16 protein-coding genes are annotated in these 18982 nt (G+C 41.3%); 11 read left to right on the top strand and 5 right to left on the bottom strand.

The features are described from left to right. The first annotated feature begins 310 nt into the window (after positions 1-310). Together ACR5KR_RS02335 and ACR5KR_RS02330 are read left to right on the top strand one after the other, a co-directional pair. Positions 311-676, top strand: coding sequence for a DOPA 4,5-dioxygenase family protein (locus tag ACR5KR_RS02335; protein WP_445627939.1), 366 nt, complete (start codon positions 311-313; stop codon positions 674-676). Positions 677-1232: 556 nt separating this feature from the next. After that, on the top strand, positions 1233-2636 hold the full coding sequence (locus tag ACR5KR_RS02330; RefSeq protein WP_448265304.1) for a hypothetical protein: 1404 nt from the start codon (positions 1233-1235) through the stop codon (positions 2634-2636). 249 nt (positions 2637-2885) lie between these two features. On the opposite strand, the gene ACR5KR_RS02325 is transcribed toward ACR5KR_RS02330, so the two are convergent. From ACR5KR_RS02325 to ACR5KR_RS02310, 4 genes are all read right to left on the bottom strand, one after another. Further along, positions 2886-8066 (bottom strand): WD40 domain-containing protein, encoded by a 5181-nt coding sequence (locus tag ACR5KR_RS02325; protein ID WP_448265303.1) that lies wholly within the window; start codon positions 8064-8066, stop codon positions 2886-2888. After that, positions 8042-9373 (bottom strand): P-loop NTPase fold protein, encoded by a 1332-nt coding sequence (locus ACR5KR_RS02320; RefSeq protein ID WP_448265302.1) that lies wholly within the window; start codon positions 9371-9373, stop codon positions 8042-8044. Before ACR5KR_RS02320 ends, ACR5KR_RS02325 begins: the two co-directional genes overlap by 25 nt. A 927-nt stretch (positions 9374-10300) precedes the next feature. Then, entirely contained in the window at positions 10301-11158 is an 858-nt protein-coding gene (locus tag ACR5KR_RS02315) for an SDR family oxidoreductase (RefSeq protein ID WP_448265301.1), read from the bottom strand. Between the two features lie 64 nt (positions 11159-11222). Next, complete coding sequence (locus tag ACR5KR_RS02310; protein ID WP_448265300.1) at positions 11223-11453, bottom strand: hypothetical protein; 231 nt, start codon at positions 11451-11453, stop codon at positions 11223-11225. A 531-nt stretch (positions 11454-11984) separates the two neighbouring features. Here ACR5KR_RS02310 and tatC point away from each other — a divergent pair. The 5 genes from tatC to ACR5KR_RS02285 are packed head-to-tail and all read left to right on the top strand — an operon-like array spanning position 11985 to position 15194. Then, positions 11985-12779 carry a twin-arginine translocase subunit TatC gene (gene tatC, locus ACR5KR_RS02305; RefSeq protein WP_445627946.1) on the top strand — a complete coding sequence of 265 codons (795 nt, stop codon included), beginning with the start codon at positions 11985-11987 and terminating at the stop codon, positions 12777-12779. A 44-nt stretch (positions 12780-12823) separates the two neighbouring features. Next, positions 12824-13252, top strand: a complete 429-nt coding sequence (locus tag ACR5KR_RS02300; protein WP_445627947.1) for a hypothetical protein — start codon at positions 12824-12826, stop codon at positions 13250-13252. Continuing rightward, entirely contained in the window at positions 13249-14463 is a 1215-nt protein-coding gene (locus ACR5KR_RS02295) for an Nramp family divalent metal transporter (protein ID WP_448265299.1), read from the top strand. The genes ACR5KR_RS02300 and ACR5KR_RS02295 overlap by 4 nt, the downstream gene beginning before the upstream one ends. 46 nt (positions 14464-14509) lie before the next feature. Continuing rightward, positions 14510-14878, top strand: coding sequence for a hypothetical protein (locus ACR5KR_RS02290; protein WP_448265298.1), 369 nt, complete (start codon positions 14510-14512; stop codon positions 14876-14878). Next, the gene (locus tag ACR5KR_RS02285) at positions 14868-15194 is read left to right on the top strand and encodes a hypothetical protein (RefSeq protein WP_448265297.1); all 327 of its coding nucleotides are present in this window, start codon (positions 14868-14870) and stop codon (positions 15192-15194) included. The genes ACR5KR_RS02290 and ACR5KR_RS02285 overlap by 11 nt, the downstream gene beginning before the upstream one ends. A gap of 181 nt (positions 15195-15375) precedes the next feature. On the opposite strand, the gene ACR5KR_RS02280 is transcribed toward ACR5KR_RS02285, so the two are convergent. Next, complete coding sequence (locus ACR5KR_RS02280; protein WP_448265296.1) at positions 15376-15684, bottom strand: DUF3067 family protein; 309 nt, start codon at positions 15682-15684, stop codon at positions 15376-15378. Positions 15685-15913: 229 nt separating this feature from the next. On the opposite strand from ACR5KR_RS02280, the gene petC reads away from it, so the two are divergent. The 4 genes from petC to ACR5KR_RS02260 all read left to right on the top strand — a co-directional run bounded on the left by petC (position 15914) and on the right by ACR5KR_RS02260 (position 18978). Continuing rightward, on the top strand, positions 15914-16453 hold the full coding sequence (gene petC, locus ACR5KR_RS02275) for a cytochrome b6-f complex iron-sulfur subunit (protein WP_289797433.1): 540 nt from the start codon (positions 15914-15916) through the stop codon (positions 16451-16453). A gap of 98 nt (positions 16454-16551) precedes the next feature. Beyond that, complete coding sequence (petA, locus tag ACR5KR_RS02270; protein WP_448270063.1) at positions 16552-17553, top strand: cytochrome f; 1002 nt, start codon at positions 16552-16554, stop codon at positions 17551-17553. Positions 17554-17849: 296 nt separating this feature from the next. Further along, positions 17850-18524, top strand: a complete 675-nt coding sequence (locus tag ACR5KR_RS02265) for a GIY-YIG nuclease family protein (RefSeq protein WP_448265295.1) — start codon at positions 17850-17852, stop codon at positions 18522-18524. 253 nt (positions 18525-18777) lie between these two features. Further along, positions 18778-18978, top strand: coding sequence for a cupin domain-containing protein (locus tag ACR5KR_RS02260; protein ID WP_448270061.1), 201 nt, complete (start codon positions 18778-18780; stop codon positions 18976-18978). Positions 18979-18982 lie beyond the last annotated feature (4 nt).

Genomic DNA, 18982 nt, shown 5'->3' with positions numbered 1-18982 from the left:
TTTGGCGCGATCGCTACTTCTCTGCAAGAGGCCGCGTTAACCATAACGCTCAGTATGCTGCCTACCCCATAAAAGTTAGTTATCTCAATCAACGATCTCTGTAAATTGAGTCTCCAACAACCGATCGCTAACTACACTGTATTGGGCTAAAATTGAGCGTAGGCGTAGCCCACACTTCTGGTGTGTCCGCTTTAGCTTGCTTAAGAGGAGGGGTACGACTTGGCTCAGTGACCATCGTAGACATCTCTTTTTTAGTAAGAAATAAAAAGTCCGCTATCCAAAATTAGAGTTGAGATCGAAAAGTGGATCTATGGAAAAAGATACTATTGAGATCGTTGGTTTTCATGCTCATGTTTACTTCGATCCTGCGAGTCGGGATGCAGCTGCGCGTGTACGTGAAGGATTAGGCGCTAGGTTTGAGGTGAAACTCGGACGCTGGTTTGACAAGCCCATCGGCCCCCATCCAAAAGCGATGTATCAAGTTGCTTTCTTACCGAATCAGTTTGAGAAAGTCGTTCCTTGGTTAATGCTCAATCGTGAGGGATTGGATATTCTCGTTCATCCTGAGACAGGGGATGCTGTGGCAGACCATGCAGTTCATTCCCTATGGTTAGGAGAAAAGCTAGATTTAAATATTGAGTTTCTTCAACAGCTTAGTCCGACTTTATCCAATTAAGAAAAGTAAACGACGTAGTTGGGTAAAAGTTTTGCTTTGAGGCGTGAAACTTTTTCTATTGTGACTAATTCTGGTGAAGTTGAAAAAGTCCAATTTCCCAATAAATACAGGTTTCAGGCTATGTGTAGGCGCTTTAGCGGTTTGCTGCAAGTGCAATCAAGGAAAAATAAGAATTGGTATTCAACTCTTAAGTATCTAGGCATAATAAATTTCAAGTTTGTAGTAAGGACTTTAGTCCTGATAATCCTTGCTCTGAGCGATTTATCGCTCACTACAAACTAGGAGTTTATTTTATATTTAATTATGTCTACCTACTTAATTGCAGAGAACTGTTTATTAAGACTTTGATTAAAAATAGAAGTAATATCAAGTCCGCTTAATTAGTTTTAATTCCCGAATCTATGCAGAAAGCCCAAAAGCCCCTCTCCTCTGCCCCTCTGCCCCTCTGTTCCCCTGCTGCCTTAATGATAAGTCTTGAACCGGACATGATATAAGACATCCGTTTTGCAGAATGCTATGCTGTTAAGCAGCATTCTCATAAAAATAAATTTGTCTGATGAAAAATATGTCTGCGAAAGGAAAAAATGCAAGCATTTCCCAATTCGGCAAAGCTAATTTCAGAGTTACGAAGAAACAGATTTTATTTAGTACTCTTGTTTTCTGCTTTGGTTTGCTGGGACTAGGTGGTTTCTGGTTTAAATCCAGATATAAATTTGATAATCAGATGAATGTAAAACTACAAGAATTATCTAATGTCGATTATCCAGCCAATCCTGCACCATTAGGAAAAAATTTTAAAAGATATTCTAATCGAAAATTAACACTTATTAAGAAAGATGATACACATTTCGATTTCGTACTGGAAGCAACAGATAAAAACACGGCAAAAATAGTTATAAAAAATATTGATTTAGAGCTATTGGTTCCTAAAATACCTGAATGGGTTAAGAAAGATCGAGGTTTAGAAACAATAGCTTTTACAGATAGGGAATGGAACAGGCAACAGATTAGTTTTCCTGCTAATTCCAAAAATATAGAAATTGTTGGAGGAGATGGTTTTGAAAAGCAAAATATTGTAGAGATAGCTTTGGCTAATAATTGCTTAAATGCCGGATTTTGGGAAATTTTACTTTTTACTAAAGAGGATAATAACAAAACTCTTTATTATCAAAGTTGGTTTACTTTCCCAATTGGACATTACAAAAATATTTTTGAAAAAATTAATAAGATTTCATATTGGCAGCATTGGTGGAAATTAGAACATTGGCAAGATCCGAGTGGCACAATAGTCAAAACTAATCTTTTAAGAAATGTAATAGATCAAAAAGAAGTTGCTACTCAGTTCCCCCTTGATGAGAGGATAATTGTATCAGGAGAGCAAAGTAGAAAAGTTAGAACTACGCTAGCGACCAACATTACCAAATGGAGAGATTTTTACGACGTTAAAAATGAAGTTAGGTTTGCAAGTTTTCGAGCGCCAGGATTTTACGATCAAAATAAGCCTTGGGGAAATCAATACTGGAGAATAGGTAAATTTGATAAAGCCATTTTAAGAAATATTAAACCGATTGGTGTGGAACAAAATTTACAGGAAATTGAGTTAGGATTCACAGATACCAAGACTGGTGAACAAAATAAATTATTCATTAGTGGCATTAATCTGAAAACGCTTCCTCAATTGTCTGTAGCAGATTATTCCAAAGGCTTATATATGCCGATGGGAATTGGGATACCTCCTTTTTATCAAAGCTATGAAGAATTAACTAAAAATCATCCAGATGTCAGCCCTTATTTCAGTTTTTTACTAGATTCACAGGGGCGATGGATAGATCATCACCACTTAGCAGTTGATGGTTCAGTGATGCACCTTGATAAAGATAACTCAAATCTTTTGCATCTTTACTTGCTATCCTACGAAAGAAATACTTTAATAGCTCATTTTTTGATCGATTTAACATAGTTATAGCTGTTATCGGTTGAGTAAGGTATAAAAATATTACTTACCTCCTTCATAACAAGCGAAGAGGCGGCTATGATATACGTTACTTTTACTATTATCTAGTCATCAGATAATGCCTCTTTTAAGAAACCAGATTTTCTGAGAGATTTTGTTACTTTAGGGAGAAAAAATTAATCAAATATTCAACTAGCAAAAGGAAAACTGATTGGGAAAGCCTGAAAATCATTCATGAAGTCGATTAATTTCAAATCACCTACTAGAACACAAGGCGCGATCGCTCTTAATTACTTTCTGGTTAGTCTGCAAATAATCATGTAGTAAATCGCAACCGCGTGCCAGTAATTTATCCAGTTGGATATCTGCTAAATCTCGGAAAATTACTGTGCCATTACCACTACCCGCAGCCAGAGTCTTCCCGTCATGGCTGAAACTGACGCTGGTTAACTCATCTTTATCGCCTTTCAAAGCAATCAGCAACGTTCCTGCTCGGTTCCAAATCCTCACTTTGTCATCACTGCTAGCTGCTAAAGTTTTGCCATCGGGGCTAAAACTGACACTAATAAAACTATCGCCATCGCCTGTGAGAGTATCTAGTAAATTTCCGTCTCGATTCCAAATCTTCACCGTGCTATCAATACTAACTGAAGCAATGCTTTGACCATCAGGCGACCAAGCAACTCCATTTACCCGGCGGCTATGACCAATTAATGTGTATAGCAATTTACCCTCTATAGTCCAAATTTTCACGGTTTTATCATCGCTGGCTGAGGCTAGCAACTTGCCATCGGGGCTAAAGCTTACCCAATTCACCGCTTCTTGATGTCCCTGCAAGGTGTTAAGTAGTTTACCGTTGCGACTCCAAAGTTTTACTGTTTTATCTTTACTAGCGGAGGCAATTATTTGACTGTCAGGCGACCAAGCTACACTCAAGACGGTCTCATTATGACCCTGTAAGGTTTTGAGTAGTTGACCGTCACCACTCCAAAGTTTTACTGTTTTATCTTTACTAGCCGAGGCAATTACTTGACCATCGGGCGACCAAGCTACACCCCAAACTTGACCCTGATGCCCTGTGAATGTACGCAGTAGTTTACCGTCTCGACTGAAAAGTTTTACAGTTTTGTCTCGGCTTGCTGCTGCCAAGGTGCGATCGCTTGGGCTAAAACTGATGCTAGTTACCCAGTCATCATTATCCGCTTTCGGCTTTCGCAATAACACATCGTCCCAATGCCAAAGTTTAATAGTTTTGTCCCGACTGGCGGAAGCAAGGGTGCGACCGTCTGGGCTGAAGCTGACACTGTTAACCCAATTATTATGTCCCTTCAGGGTTCCCAGCAACACACCTTCAGAACTCCAAAGTTTGATTGTCTCATCAGTGCTTGCGGAAGCGATCGTGTTACCATCGCGGCTAAAACTGACGCTGGTAACTCCAGCACTATGCCCCGATAAGGTTCGCAGTAGCTTACCTTCCAGATTCCACAGCTTGATTGTCTGGTCTAAACTAGCAGATGCAATTGTTTTCCCATCAGGCGACCAAGCTACGCTTTTGACTGCATCCTCATGTCCCTGCAAGGTTTTGAGCAGTTTACCATCGCGGCTCCACAGTTTCGCCGTCTTATCAGCACTCCCAGAAGCTAAGGTTTGACCATCATTTGACCAAGCCACACTCAAGACTGCACCATCATGTGCCTGCAAAGTTTTGAGCAGCTTACCATCCCGACTCCACAGTTTCACTGTTTTGTCTGTACTCGCCGAAGCAATAACCTGGCCATCTGGGCTGAAACTCACACTATTCACTACACCTTGATGTCCTAATAAGGTAGCAAGCAGTTGACCCTCTCGACTCCAAAGTTTTATCGTCCTGTCTTGACTGGCGGAAGCAATGATTTGACTATCTGGGCTAAAACTGACGCTATTAACTACATCTTCATGCCCCGACAAGGTTTTAACTAAGCTACCATCGGGACGCCAGAGTTTGATTGTAGTATCCGCACTGGCTGAGGCAATTAAAGAGCGATCGCTGCTGAATATAGCACTATTTACCCCAGATACATGCCCGTCCAAGCGGTTATATTCTCTGACCCCGGAAACAGCTTGATAAAGCGCCGTCTGTACTTGTTCTCTTGTATTGGAATCGACCCAGACTGTTTGTTGTAATTTTCTCCCTGCTTTTAAACTTTCTTTTAAGGCATCAATACCTTTTTGGGAGGCAAAGAGAGCTTCACTGGATGCACTGAGAGTTTTAATTTCGCTATCTACTGCTGTGACGATGGAAACACTTAATCCGAAGATGGCGAGAACGGAAGCGGTGAGAGCAATTTTCAGCGAACGATTTAATTGAGCTTCACTAAGTCTTTGTTTCTTTTGACTTTCTGCAAGTTTAGCTGTTAACTCTTTTTCTTTGAGTTCAGCTCGTAATTGCTCAATTTCTAACTGGCTTAATTCTTCTCGTTTGTGTAATTCTCGCAATTCCGTTAATAAGTCTAATCCCTGTTGGGGATGAGAATCTACCAATTTAGAACGCTGCTTATTCTGACTAAGTTCGCTTTTAAGTCGCTCAATCTCAGCTTTACTTTGTTCTACTTTGTAGCGCAACTGATTTAGTTGTACTTGTAAGCTCGATTCTTGTTGTTGCAGGTAGCGAATCAAGTCTACTAAATAATCGTGAATCAGTTGATAGCGTTCTGGGACATCAGGAAAGAGAACGACTAAACCGGAGCGCACTAAAATTTCTAATACTAACTCTAATTTGTCAGCATCTTCTAACTCTCCTAGCTGTGCCGCTAATTCAGCACGAGTTTTAAAAGGTCGGTTGTTACTTTCATCTGTTAATAAGTATAAGACTAGTAACGCGGCTCGTTCATTTTCTGGGCCGCAGTCTTTAATCAGTTCCTTAATATATCGTTCGATGAGTTTGTTCGGTCTATATGGCTGATATTCTTCTAGGGTAGTAATGCGCTCATCTTGAATTTGCGCTCCCACAACTTGCAATTCAATCGGGCGGACTTCTCCAAATTCTGTAGATAAATCTTCGATTAAAGCATCAATTAAAGCGGGTTCTAAATTAAACTGCGATCGCTCGGTCAATTTTTGGATAATTGCTTTAGCATATTCTGGCGAAAAATTATTTAACTGGTAACGAATATGTTTGTCGAGAATATTATTATTAATCGCTTCCAGTGCCGAGAGATGTTTAAAGTCTAATAAACGATGTAAATAATCTTCTCGCAAAGAAAGGATGACTTTGACAAAAGGTATATTGAGGCAATCGCTAATAAATTTATCAAACTCTTGCTTTTGATTGCGATCGCTATAACCAAAGAAAAATTCTTCAAATTGGTCAAAAATTAAAACTGTAATCAAATGGCGATCGGCATTTTCTTGGAGTTGTTGTAAAATGCTAATGGTGAACGGTGTACCAGAGTAAGGTAAAGTCTCTGATTCAATGGCTGCTTCTGGCTTAATATCAGCGTAAATCGCCAGGGATGCGTCACTAGACACCGCCTCACTTAAAGATTTCCCTAATTCCCGTGCCCAATCGGTATAAACTTGCAGTACCACAGGCACGGCTATTTGATCGCCAATGGCTCGATTTTGCAGCGCTGGAACTAAACCCGCCGTTACAGTGGAACTCTTACCCACCCCCGATTGACCGTGAATCACTGTCAACTTTTGATCGGCGCGGCTAATTCTGCCAATTAAGTTATTAATATCACGTTCTCGACCAGAAGCCGCAATTTCTAAAGCAACGCTACTACTTCCAGAAGGTGACATCAATGCTGGGTTTGTCGCCTGTCTTTGAGGTTGCAAGCGCCCTGCACCAATAAAAGCCCGAAAACCATACTGCTGCTCAACAGAACGCCGTTTCTGTCGAATGTAATAGGCTTCTAAATATCGCCCTTCTTCAAAGTAGAGCGATCGCAGTCTCCGCAATAAGCGAATATAACGATGGGCATCGTATTGATGGGCACTGCTTTCTAAGGCTGCTGGCAGTTCTTTTGTCGCCTTATCTAAGTATTCACGAGCAACTTCTAGCTCACCAACATTTCGCTGTGCTTTCGCCAACACTAAATAGTAAATTTGCGCCAATAATAATGGAAATAAGCAGTTATAAGGGTCGTTCTGCTTTTGCGCCTCACCTAATTTCAGCAGTGATACGTGTGCTAAGATACTCGCCTGTACCCACCGCGACTGCTGCACAGCCACTTGCGCCAAAAAACCGTAGTCACAAGCTAATTGGATTTGACTACCATAGGTTTGATGTAACTCCAAAGACTTTTGAGCAACTGTCTGCAATTCTTCCCACTCTTGCAGATATTGCAAAACCTCAGCAAGTTGATTAATAAATCCAGCAACTACATCTAAACGCCCAGCCACCTGCAAAATATTCAAGCATTGCTGAAAATAAGATTTAGCAGTGTACCAATGACGGCGGTTTTCTATTTGATTTTGCTCTGCAAAACGGCAGTAACACAGCCCAATATAAAACAGCAAGATTCCCTGTCGCAGAAGTAGAGGAGATGGAGGAGATGGAGGAGATGAGGAAGAAAATACTTCTTTATCCCCCTGATGTCCCTCTGCTTCCCCTGCACCTCTGCTCCCCTGCTCCCTTGCACCTCTGCCCCTCTGCTCCTCTGCTTCCCCTTTCTCTGCCAACTTTTGCCAAACTTGCAAGCTTTGCTGAAAATGGCTTAAACCTGTATTGATGCGATCGCTAATATAATTATCTAGACCAAAAACAAATTCTAAACTAGCGTGTAGTTCTGGCTCTAAGGTAATACCACGATTGTGCAACTCTCTAATGGCAAAGTGGAGTTCATAACTATGTTCCCAGACTTGCTCGACAGTGGAATAATGCTTTGCAAGTTGAGGAGGTTGGTGTTGGGCAGCATCGTTTGCTAACACCGTAGCAAATAAAGAGTCAGTTTCCTGTTGCAGAAATTGCAGCAGTGATTGAGTTGTCATTTCAAACCGAATTGGTGTCGCCGCCCAACTAGCAAAATCTGGTGCTAAACGCGCTACCTTTTGCAACACTTCGTCATTCACCCAGACAATCATCGGAAATGGGTGGCGTTTGCGAAATTCATCCCGAATATGATTAATAGACCTCAGGAAATCGTCGAGTCCATCTACTGACTCTAAACCCAAAATCATCAACGCCGATGGCGGATTAGCTTCGGTTAGCAGTTGTAAATGAATACTTGTATAAAGACTTCTGGCATTATGCGGCAGAATTACCTTTTGAATGCGGTGTACTCCTGAAGAAATTTCTTCGAGTCGTTGCAGCATTTGCTCTTGCAAAACTCGATAATTGCAGCACACCAAAACCAGGGAAAATTGACCGCTAGAAAGGGTAATTGCTCTCCCCAAACTCCGTAAAGCCCGCTCGTTAGCTGCTCTGATATCTACTTGTGCGTGTCGCTCAACCATGATTTAAATTTTTCCGTCTCTGCTAAAACTGGGTTGACGGCAAACCAAGCTCCCTGATGATCGCGATATTCAAATACAAATAGACTTCGCAAGAGGGTGTGGTATTCTATATCACCTCTAACTCGTTGCTGTTGCACTACCTGAAAGATTAATTCCCACTCTTGAGGGTCGATAGCGTTGGCTCGGTAATCCCGTTGTCTTTGAATTACCAGTTCGACACATTCCCGGTCAAAGGGTGGATCTTGTTCTCGCAGACAGTCAAACAGTAAACCTAATAAGTCGCGTACATGACCACCACTTATCAGGCACAATCGGTCTAAGGTTTCTAAACTATCAAACACCTCTGTAATTAAGCCTAACCGATCGCTAGGTAAAATGTCTGGAAAAGCTCTAGCTAGCACCATCTGCCGCATCATTGTTAGACCTTGCGGAAAAATCTCACCAGAGCGTAAACGCACAGGTATCATCGGTAACATTTTTGGGGCAACTCCACCTCCCAAACGATGCTGAAGTTCGGCGCTATCGTTGGAGAAAGTTAAGGCTAAAGGAATAGTATAGACTACATGACAATTCAGTTTGCGTAATTGTTCGCCACGTTGAATAAATAAATATTCTGGCAGCGATCGCCCCGATGGTAAAGGTCGAATTGCAACTCGATCCAAGTTATCAACAATTACCACCAATCCTTTTTTACTTCTAGTTTTCAGTTCTTTGTTGGCAGGTTCTAGTAATTCTTGATTAATTGACTGTAAAATATTTGCGGTTCGCGGTTCTAAATAATCTCGTAACCGCCGCCGCAATTGAGGACTTTCTTTTGTTTTCGCGGTAATTTTGGCAATCCCCACAGACAACTCTGCTTCTACCCCAACGTCAATTGGCGTTTGCAGAAAATCTACAACTTCACCAAACAACTTGCTAAAGTAGCGAGGCTTGAGCCTAATTTTCATCGCTTCTAGACTTTCGCTCACCTGTCCAGCGATGGCTAACAAAATATCAGTCACATCCACATCGGCCATTTCTAAGACGTGGGTAGACTCAAAGTAAACTACATGAAATTGCTGCGCTTCTAACTCAGCTTTCAGACGCAACAACTCCGTTGATTTTCCACAACCGAGATGTCCGGTAAATAGTTGACAGGTTGGTGTATCTGGCGATATTTTAGCGATCGTGCGCTGCAAAGCTTCGATAATTTTGCCACCCCGCACCGCAGCAAAATCAATATAGTACCTGCGATCGCTAGCGTTTCCTATAATTAGAGGTCTGCTCGGATTGCAAGCTTGATAAAATCTTTCTAAATCTAGGAGCATAACTAATCAAGTTCACTCAAAAATGGGGATGCAAAAATTTACTAGATAAATATATTGATTTTAGGTAATTTATGCCTTATTTTAATCAAACTACTAACTAAACTAGCAGCATTCCGGATAATTGATTATATCTATAGTTCGATATAGCACATATTAATGGTGATGTTTTAGTTAAAGTAAGCAAAAATACTAGTATAAGTATAAATAGCAAAAATATCTAAAATAAAATAAGCTACTTTTATGAATATTAAAAATATCCAACACAAAAAAAGGTACCGTTAAGTACAATTTTGTCGCTCTCTTGAACTCATCATCAGCTTGATTTATTAACGAGCTTTGATTAATTTTACAAAAAAATAATCTAAAATCCTTATAGCATAAAGCTTTTAACAAAAATGTTGTTTAAGTCAACTTGAGTTGAAAGTCACTTTTTGACTAGATTTTGTTTCTCGTTTTTAAATCAGCACGATTTTATGAGACTTCTTGCATGAATCCCTTGCCCTCACCCTAAATCCCTCTCCCAAGCTTGGGAGAGGGACTTTAAATTTGGCTCCTCTTCTCCCAAAATTGGGAGAAGGGGTTGGGGGATGAGCAATACGGTGCGGTTAACATATTTGTCTCTTGAAGATCCCCCCAACCCTCCTTAAAAAGGGGGGCTTCTTCTCCTCTTTACCCCCTTTTTAAGGGGGTCGCCGCAGGCGGGGGGATCTTATCCGAACCGTATTGAGGGGATGAGGGTAAATTTTGCATTTGTGCAAGAGGTCTATTGATGAAAACCATAATTTTATTGATGAAAACTATAATTTTATTGATGAAAACTATAATTTTGTTGATAAAAATATGATTTTATTGATGAAAACCATGATTTTGTTAACGACAGCCTTTGCATTCAGAGTGACAACCTCTGAAGTATTGACAACCAGGAATCTACAGCCCCATTGAGTATAAAATTATCTTGTCATGTAGCCGATCGGGCAAAATATGCTTGATCAGCGCTCCAATTTTGGCATCTTGTCCAACAAGATAGCGCGTCTTAGGTTTTTTTGCAGTCAGCGCATGGACAACAACTTGAGCCACAATATCCGCAGAAATTCCTTTAGATGCAATAATCTGCATTTTCTTGCGGACAATATTCATCGCTTGTCCGTAGAGATTGTGTGCCGTTTCGGGTAGATCCTGCTGTGCTACTTCAGATTGACTAAGAGACTTGTCCCAAATTGGGGTAGTAATAGAACCAGGTTCAACAATTGAAACCGAGATTCCCCAAGGTCGTAACTCCATCCGCATCACATCAGTGAGTGCTTCCAAAGCAAATTTAGAAGCATTATAAGCGCCCAAAAACGGCGTTGGACTTCTACCAGCAATGGAACCCATATTGATAATTCGACCCCGACTTTGGCGTAAAAGACCAAGAAATGCTTGTGTCACAGCTAATTGTCCAGTGACATTAACCTGCATCTGGTGTTGAAATTCAGCGATCGCTAATAATTCTAACGGCCCAGGAACAGCAATTCCGGCATTATTCACTAAACCGAAAATCCCCACACCACCAACTGCATTTGTTACCGTATCAACCGCAGCCGCGATCGATTCAGCGTCAGTAACATCTAAAAAAATCGGAATCAGCCTTGGCGATCCTTTTTGTTTAAGTGTTTGAGCATCAACATCTTGACGCACTCCAGCAAAAACCGAGAAGCCCAACTGGTCTAAAAGCAAAGCACACGCTTGACCAATTCCTGTTGAAGCTCCTGTAACCACCACTGTACGTTGATTTTCTAAAACCATTAATTTTCTTTGATGATAGAGCTGCCGTAATTACGAATTACGAACTACGAATTACGAATTAGTATCAATCTTTACAAGTGCCAAACCGAAGGCAATCTTCAGTTTGGTCATCTCTAGCCGACATTCGCCACGGCAAGATGCGGAACTGAGCATTTTTACTGTTAGCAATTAGAGTAGCTATTGTGGGATACTGGTTTTTAACAATTGCCACGTCGCTACTAGAAGTATTGCCTAGCCCAACATTGTATAAATAAACAGGCAATGCCATAAGGGCAATGCAAATTATCCGGTTCATACCCAACCTCAGCTAACAATTTCCGATTACCATCTGTATAGATGCCACCTAAATGAACCGGATTTTTAAAACTGAGTATTAAGTGTTGATGTTGTGCTAATTTACTCAGCGCAGTGGTCTGTCAAATTTAAATTGATGGGTAAGCTAGTTCGTAGTCAGGACTTTAGTCCTTCATTCTCTAAACACTCAAGTGCTGACTACAAACTTATCAAAACCAATAAGACAGACTACTAGCCGCAGAGACATGATTTCTAATTTATCGGTTCCACCCTTTTTTATTTTAGGTTAGGCATTGCCTACAAGATGTCTTCCCACTAACTTATGCAGATGCAAACCCAAAAAACAGGACAAAAAACCCACAGCAGCCAAAAACATCTCTTAGTAGCTGCATTCCCCAGATAAAATAATGAAGAGTGCTGAGTCACCAAAATGGTCGATAACCGACAAAAAAAGATACAATCCCTAAATTTATTTATGGCATTGTTAATTTTTAATTTTTAATTTTTAATTTTGAATTCGGAGCGAAGCGAAGTGACGCCTTCACAAGACGTAGATACTGTAAACGTTCCTAACCTCGACCCAGAAGGATATGGCAACTCAGACACCGATCCGCTTGATGAGTTGCCTGGTGAAGTCGAAATGTCTCTTTTCGACCATCTAGAAGAATTGCGACAGCGGATTTTCTATTCGTTGATTGCCGTAGCAGTGGGCATTATTGGCTGTTTCTTTGCCGTTAAGCCGATTGTCCAGTTACTTGAGGTTCCAGCACAAGGAGTAAAATTTCTCCAACTTGCACCTGGAGAATATTTCTTTGTCTCCCTGAAAGTTGCAGCATACACTGGCATTGTACTTACTAGTCCTTTCATTCTTTACCAAATTATCCAGTTTGTGCTTCCAGGACTGACTCGCCGCGAACGCCGTTTACTGGGGCCTGTGGTTTTGGGTTCGAGTGTGCTATTTGGAGCAGGTTTAGTATTTGCCTATTTACTTCTTATCCCCGCAGCCTTGAAATTTTTCATTAGCTACGGAGCAGATGTAGTCGAACAACTTTGGTCAATTGATAAATATTTTGAATTTGTGCTGCTACTGTTATTCAGCACAGGTTTAGCATTTCAAATTCCGATTATTCAACTGTTGCTCGGTAATTTGAACATTGTCTCGTCAGAACGAATGGTTTCTGGTTGGCGTTACGTGATTATGGGAGCAGTAATTTTAGGAGCCGTCCTCACACCTTCTACTGACCCCTTGACTCAAAGTCTTTTAGCGGGAGCAGTTTTAGCGCTTTATTTCGGTGGTGTTGGATTGGTGAAGCTTACAGGTAAATAACATTTGGAATCGGTTCTCAGGAGGGCTACGAAGACGGACATCTGATGAAAAAGATATTTATAGGTTATTTACTAGGGTTGACATTATTAACCGCTTGTAGCGAAGCAGCCACAGATAAGCTTACACAAGAACTACAAACTGTAAAATCATGGACAGCTACAAGCAAAATGGTTGCTGATGCTTGGGTACGAGGTGCTGTACCAAAGGTCTATGCGAAACAAACACTCAAAAAAGCACAGCAAGAGTTGCAAACAGAAACCGACAACATCGCCCAAATAGAATCATCTACAGCGATTCCCCAGCCTTACAAGTTAGCACTTTTAGGTCATATTAAACGGTTAGCAAAAATCACAGAGCAAATGTCAACCGCAGTCGAACAAGAAAATCATTCTGTAGTGGCACAAAGACTTAAGGATTTATCGCTAGAAGGACAAACGCTAGACTCGCAACTACCACAGCAGAATAAACCATGAAGAAAATTTTTGAAATCGCGCTGGGGATTGTGACTAGTATAGGTGGCTTCTTGGATGTGGGTGCGATCGCTACAGCAGCCGAGGCTGGATCTATTTTCGGCTTTCAACTAATCTGGGCGATTATCCTGGGTACAATTTGTGTGATTTTTTTGGTAGAAATGTCTGGGCGGTTAGCAGCAGTTAGCAAACATACTTTAGCTGCTGCGGTGCGCGAACGTTTTGGATTTAATTTTTATATTATTCCACTGATTGCAGAAGTCGTAGTTGATTTTCTAGTGTTAGCAGCGGAAATTGGTGGTGTTTGCATTGCCTTACAACTGCTAACAGGGATTAGCTTTCAGTGGTATGCTTTACCCGTTGCCTTTGCAATTTGGTTGCTAATTTGGTATGGCAACTTTGGCATTATTGAAAATGGTATTTCCGTATTAGGCTTGGTGACACTAGTTTTTGTTGTCGCTACTTTTAAGTTGCATCCATCTCTAACACAACTTGGCAGTGGTTTGTTGCCAACTCTGCCACAACAAGATACCGCTCATTATTTATATCTTGGAGTTGGGATTTTGGGGGCTTTGATTAGCCCCTATTTATTTTACTTTTACTCATCTGGGGCAGTCGAAGATAAATGGGATGAAGAGTATATCGGTGTAAATCGTGCAGTTGCCGGTTTAGGGATGAGCTTTGGTAGCGTCGTATCGCTAGGGGTGCTGATTGTGTCAGCATTGGTACTCAAACCCAAAGGCGTTGAGGTAGATAGCTACGAACAAGCGGCGTTGATGTTGACAGAAACTTTTGGTTACTGGGGCTTTGTACTATTTGCGGCGTCCTTGGGCATTGCTTGCTTTGGTGCAGCACTGGAGGTGACTCTCGACACAGCTTATATTGTTGCTCAATCCTTTGGTTGGAATTGGGGCGAAAATCTGAAACCAAAAGATGCCGCCCGCTTTAGTTTGGTCTACACTGTGTTTGTCTTTCTCGCTTCTTTATTAATGGTATTTGGAATCGACCCGTTGCAATTGACTTTGTTTTCAATGGCGATTACAGCAGTGATTTTGCCGCCTGTGATTGTGCCATTTTTGGTATTGATGAATGATGAATTATATGTTGGCAAGTATCGCAACGGTTGGATAAGTAATAGTGTTGTCATCTTTACAATTGTGCTGACATTCGTGTTAGCGATCGTTGCTATCCCACTAGAAATTCTTGGAGGGTGATCGCTGCTGTGCGTTCTTGTTAATCATCAACTGGAAGTGAAAGAAAATGGACATTATTAGAGATGTACTCGATAACCAATTAGTTGACAGCGATCGCCGCCATCTGGGTAAAGTCGATGGAATTGTCATAGAGTTGCGCGATGGAGAACCGCCACGACTCACTTATATCGAAACTGGTATGACAATTCTTGCACGACGTATTCATCCACGTTTAGGCAGGTGGGTAGCAGCAATTGAAAGTAGCTGGGGTGCTAAACAAAGCGAACCCTTGAGAATTCCGTGGTCAAAAGTGCGGGATGTTGGTATTGATGTCGAAGTCGAGATTGAAGCTGACCAAACTCCGGCATTAGCTTATGAAAAATGGCTTCGGGAACACATTATTGGCCGAATTCCAGGGGCAGAACATGGTAAGTGAAATTCATCTGGAATTACTACTAGGCAAACAAGTATTGGATTCAACTGGTAAACCCGTCGGACGCATTGAGGAAGTGCGTGCCGAACAGCAAGGTGAAGAATGGGTTATTCAGGAATATCTAATTGGAACCACTGCGATGTTAGAAAGACTATCGGCTTGGGCAATTGGATTGAGAATCTTACACTTTCTTGGGGCACACAAGATTCACAGTGGCTATACAATATCTTGGAAGCAGCTAGATTTGACTGACCCTGAAAAGCCTCGTTTGCTCTGTACCTTAGATGATTTAAAAGCATTAGAGACTTCCAAAAAATAAAAATCTAACGTATGTTTGACTGCTCTGGCTATCAAGCAGTTTCACGAAATATGAGAGCTACGGAACTTGCGATCGCTTCTCTGAGTTGCATTTAAGGCTCAAGCCGATTTTTTTCAAAGTATTTTTGCATAAAAAATACTGTAATTAAGGAGAAATTGATTAAAGTTAATCAAATAATTGGTCACAATATCCATTCCGAAGAACGTTCGCCCAAATCTAGAGGGATGCTGACAGCCTTGCCAAGCCGGGGGCGGTCGCGGGTTTGGGCAATAAAAGTTTGTACCTGTGTTGACCCACCCAAGGCATGAAGATAATTGGCAATGCTATCGAGATGTTCTTGGTACTCTTGCTCGCTCAAGGGAAAAGAAGCTTGCTCTAGATATTTCCACATTACTTGCAAAAATATCTTTCCCTGTGCCCGCCGGAACTGGACATCGTAAGAATATCCCCACTTATCAAGCAACATCTGGCGTAATTCCTGTCCTGTCATAGCTTTTCTCAATCAGATTTTACATTTAGTTATGATGTTAAGTTCCGTGACTCCAGTATGATAAGGATATAAAGAAATGTAATGCTAACAGAAAAGATGCTTTTTATATCTTGGAACAAAGAATTATGGCATCGTTGTCAGCGCTAGCATTTCGACTTAGACAAGAGTTGCTCAAGTACTAGTACTTTTGTCAAAATGCTTAACAAAATACACAAAGAGCGCGTAGATTATGGCTCAATTTTCTGAATCAGCAGACGTGCCCGATATGGGGCGTCGTCAGTTCATGAATCTGCTCACTTTTGGGACTGTCACTGGAGTAGCTCTGGGTGCATTGTATCCCGTTGTCAAGTACTTTATTCCACCAGCAGCAGGTGGCGCAGGTGGCGGTACAACAGCAAAAGACGAGCTAGGTAACGATGTTAGCGTCACTAAATTTCTAGAAAATCGGAATGCAGGCGATCGCAACCTAGTCCAAGGACTAAAGGGAGATCCTACCTATATTGTGGTAGACAGCAAAGAGGCGATCAAAGATTATGGCATTAACGCCATCTGCACCCACTTAGGTTGTGTGGTTCCCTGGAACGTTGCTGAGAACAAATTCAAGTGTCCTTGTCATGGTTCTCAGTATGACGAAACTGGTAAAGTTGTTCGGGGGCCAGCACCTCTGTCTCTGGCTTTAGCCCATACCAGCGTCAACGACGACAAAATCGTTTTAACCCCTTGGACTGAAACCGACTTCCGCACAGGTGATGCACCTTGGTGGGGTTAATAATTTTGTCCTTAGTCATTTGTCCTTTGTTCAGGGCTTAATGACTAATGACTAATGACCAATGACTAATGACTAATTCAATTGTCGCCCTTATAGAGATGAGAAATGTTTTCCTAACAGCGAGGTTAACTCGCAGTGCTAGAGCGATTGTAAAAACATTGCTCATAGCGATCGCTACTGTGACATTTTACTTCACCAGCGATCTAGCCCTTCCCCAATCAGCTGCCGCCTATCCTTTTTGGGCACAGCAAACCTATCCCGAAACCCCCCGCGAACCAACAGGGCGAATTGTTTGTGCCAACTGTCACCTAGCCGCCAAGGTTACAGAAGTGGAAGTTCCCCAATCGGTGCTACCTGACACTGTATTCAAAGCTGTGGTGAAAATCCCCTACGATCTAAGCGCCCAGCAAGTTGGTGCCGATGGTTCTAAGGTTGGCTTGAACGTCGGTGCAGTACTGATGCTACCTGAAGGCTTTAAGATTGCTCCTGAAGACCGTCTTTCCGAAGAACTTAAAGAAGAAGTTGGCGACACTTTCTACCAACCCTACAGCGAAGACAAAGATAACGTCGTCATCGTCGGCCCATTACCTGGCGAACAGTATCAGGAAATCGTCTTCCCAGTTCTTTCTCCCAACCCCGCAACCGACAAAAACATCCACTTCGGTAAATATTCAGTTCACGTAGGTGGTAATCGGGGACGCGGACAAGTTTATCCCACTGGCGAAAAGAGCAATAACGCTGTTTACAACGCTTCCGCTACTGGCACAATTACCAAGATTGCCAAAGAGGAAGATGGAGACGGTAACGTTAAATATTTAGTTAACATCCAACCTGAATCGGGTGATGTTGTCGTTGATACGATTCCTTTAGGGCCAGACCTGCTTGTTTCTGAAGGTCAAGCAGTTAAGACTGGTGATGCTTTGACCAGCAACCCGAACGTCGGTGGATTCGGTCAAACAGATGGAGAAATTGTATTGCAAGATGCCTCTAGAGTCAAATGGATGATTGCGTTCATCGCTCTTGTAATGTTGGCTCAAGTTATGCTCGTGCTGAAGAAAAAGCAGGTTGAAAAAGTTCAAGCTGCTGAGATGAATTTCTAAATTCTTTGCTAAATCATTATTTGTAGGACAGGCATCTTGCCTGTCTTTTTTAATGTTAGTTACACGAGGTCTGGAAATTTTGTTGGGACTTAACTGCTAGTAAACTTTGAGTGTAAATGCTTTAAAATCACAACAAAATAGACCTTTTTCAAGAATAATTTATGGAAGAATTAAGTGTTTAAAAAAAATCTATTGATAAGATGGCAGAGTTGAGGTAGCCATTAAGCTAAATGCTTATGAATGGAAAAAATTAATAGGATTATACTTATACTTTAAACACTTTATCATAACATACTATGGCTCAAGGTTTCGTCTACATTCTACTCAATCCATCATTTCCCGATCAAGTCAAAATTGGACGAACAGAAAAAACTTCTCATCTTAGAGCAAAACAACTACAAACTACCGGGGTTCCAACACCTTTCATTGTGGTTTATGACGAGTTAGTATCGGATTGTGAAGTTGTTGAAAATATCTTGCATAGTAGATTTACAGCTTACCGCACTAGTTTAGATCGGGAATTTTTTCGAGTCCCTGTTCGTGAAGCTATTCGTGTTCTTCAAGAAATTGCAATGGCTTACAGAATTAGTGACGTAGCTCCGTCAAATCGAGTGGATATTCTACCGAGCATTGAACAGAAGTACAAAGATTATCTAAAGCCAAATATCGTTTCTATAGCAATTGTTCAGTTGACAGATGTATGTTTCTTAGAAGTTACCCAACTAACTTATCCAAAAGCAAGGGATCAGATTATCGAACGAATGGATCTTTCAATTTTTGGGGCTAAGAGTGGAAAAATGTTTCCAACTACAAATCCTATTGATATAAATGCCCATCGTTTCCTTGATGAATTAGATGATTACGATTTAATAATGACTGGTGCACCTCTCTTCACTAGTGAAGCCTGCAACCAGATAGCGTATGAATGGGAAAAGGAAGGAGGCAAACTTGATCAACGTCGCTCTCGTTAGTTTCAACTTGTTGCTAAACCAGCCACCTAACAATCCGTTGGAGCAAACTAAAGGGAAATATTGGGTGAGATGCAAAGGTTATTTGAAGCGCACAGTAAATGATTAACAAAGAAACTGCCGAGCATTATCTGTGGGGTAATAATTGTCATAGCTGGCATCTTGTTAAGCAACCATTGAGCCTGATTCACAAACTTATGCTACCAAAAACTTTTAAGGTGAAACATTATCACCAGCTTCGCACCAGTTTTTCTTTATCTTATCTGGAAAGGCAACTTTAGAAATCGATGGTTCCCACCAAATGCTTTCTCAACATGAAGGTGTAAAAGTTCCGCCTAATGTTCCTCATCAGATACTCAATGAAAGTGATGCCTACGGCTGGCTACGCCTACGCAATCTGGAATTTTTGGTAATTTCACAGTCTCCCAGTTCTGGCGATCGGGTTTTGGTTAGTTAGCTGT

The organism is Nostoc sp. DSM 114159 (genome assembly GCF_053470285.1).
This window is presented reverse-complemented; position numbering and strand designations above follow the sequence as displayed.

What these genes read in the sequence shown, in the direction of transcription:
- ACR5KR_RS02265 (WP_448265295.1), top strand. Translation starts at nt 17,850, where the DNA reads ATGGCTCAAGGTTTCGTCTACATTCTACTCAATCCATCATTTCCCGAT.
- ACR5KR_RS02310 (WP_448265300.1), bottom strand. Translation starts at nt 11,453, where the DNA reads ATGAACCGGATAATTTGCATTGCCCTTATGGCATTGCCTGTTTATTTA.
- ACR5KR_RS02295 (WP_448265299.1), top strand. Translation starts at nt 13,249, where the DNA reads ATGAAGAAAATTTTTGAAATCGCGCTGGGGATTGTGACTAGTATAGGT.
- ACR5KR_RS02280 (WP_448265296.1), bottom strand. Translation starts at nt 15,684, where the DNA reads ATGACAGGACAGGAATTACGCCAGATGTTGCTTGATAAGTGGGGATAT.
- ACR5KR_RS02285 (WP_448265297.1), top strand. Translation starts at nt 14,868, where the DNA reads ATGGTAAGTGAAATTCATCTGGAATTACTACTAGGCAAACAAGTATTG.
- ACR5KR_RS02325 (WP_448265303.1), bottom strand. Translation starts at nt 8,066, where the DNA reads ATGGTTGAGCGACACGCACAAGTAGATATCAGAGCAGCTAACGAGCGG.
- ACR5KR_RS02290 (WP_448265298.1), top strand. Translation starts at nt 14,510, where the DNA reads ATGGACATTATTAGAGATGTACTCGATAACCAATTAGTTGACAGCGAT.
- ACR5KR_RS02315 (WP_448265301.1), bottom strand. Translation starts at nt 11,158, where the DNA reads ATGGTTTTAGAAAATCAACGTACAGTGGTGGTTACAGGAGCTTCAACA.
- petA (WP_448270063.1), top strand. Translation starts at nt 16,552, where the DNA reads ATGAGAAATGTTTTCCTAACAGCGAGGTTAACTCGCAGTGCTAGAGCG.
- ACR5KR_RS02320 (WP_448265302.1), bottom strand. Translation starts at nt 9,373, where the DNA reads ATGCTCCTAGATTTAGAAAGATTTTATCAAGCTTGCAATCCGAGCAGA.
- petC (WP_289797433.1), top strand. Translation starts at nt 15,914, where the DNA reads ATGGCTCAATTTTCTGAATCAGCAGACGTGCCCGATATGGGGCGTCGT.
- ACR5KR_RS02300 (WP_445627947.1), top strand. Translation starts at nt 12,824, where the DNA reads ATGAAAAAGATATTTATAGGTTATTTACTAGGGTTGACATTATTAACC.
- ACR5KR_RS02330 (WP_448265304.1), top strand. Translation starts at nt 1,233, where the DNA reads ATGAAAAATATGTCTGCGAAAGGAAAAAATGCAAGCATTTCCCAATTC.
- ACR5KR_RS02335 (WP_445627939.1), top strand. Translation starts at nt 311, where the DNA reads ATGGAAAAAGATACTATTGAGATCGTTGGTTTTCATGCTCATGTTTAC.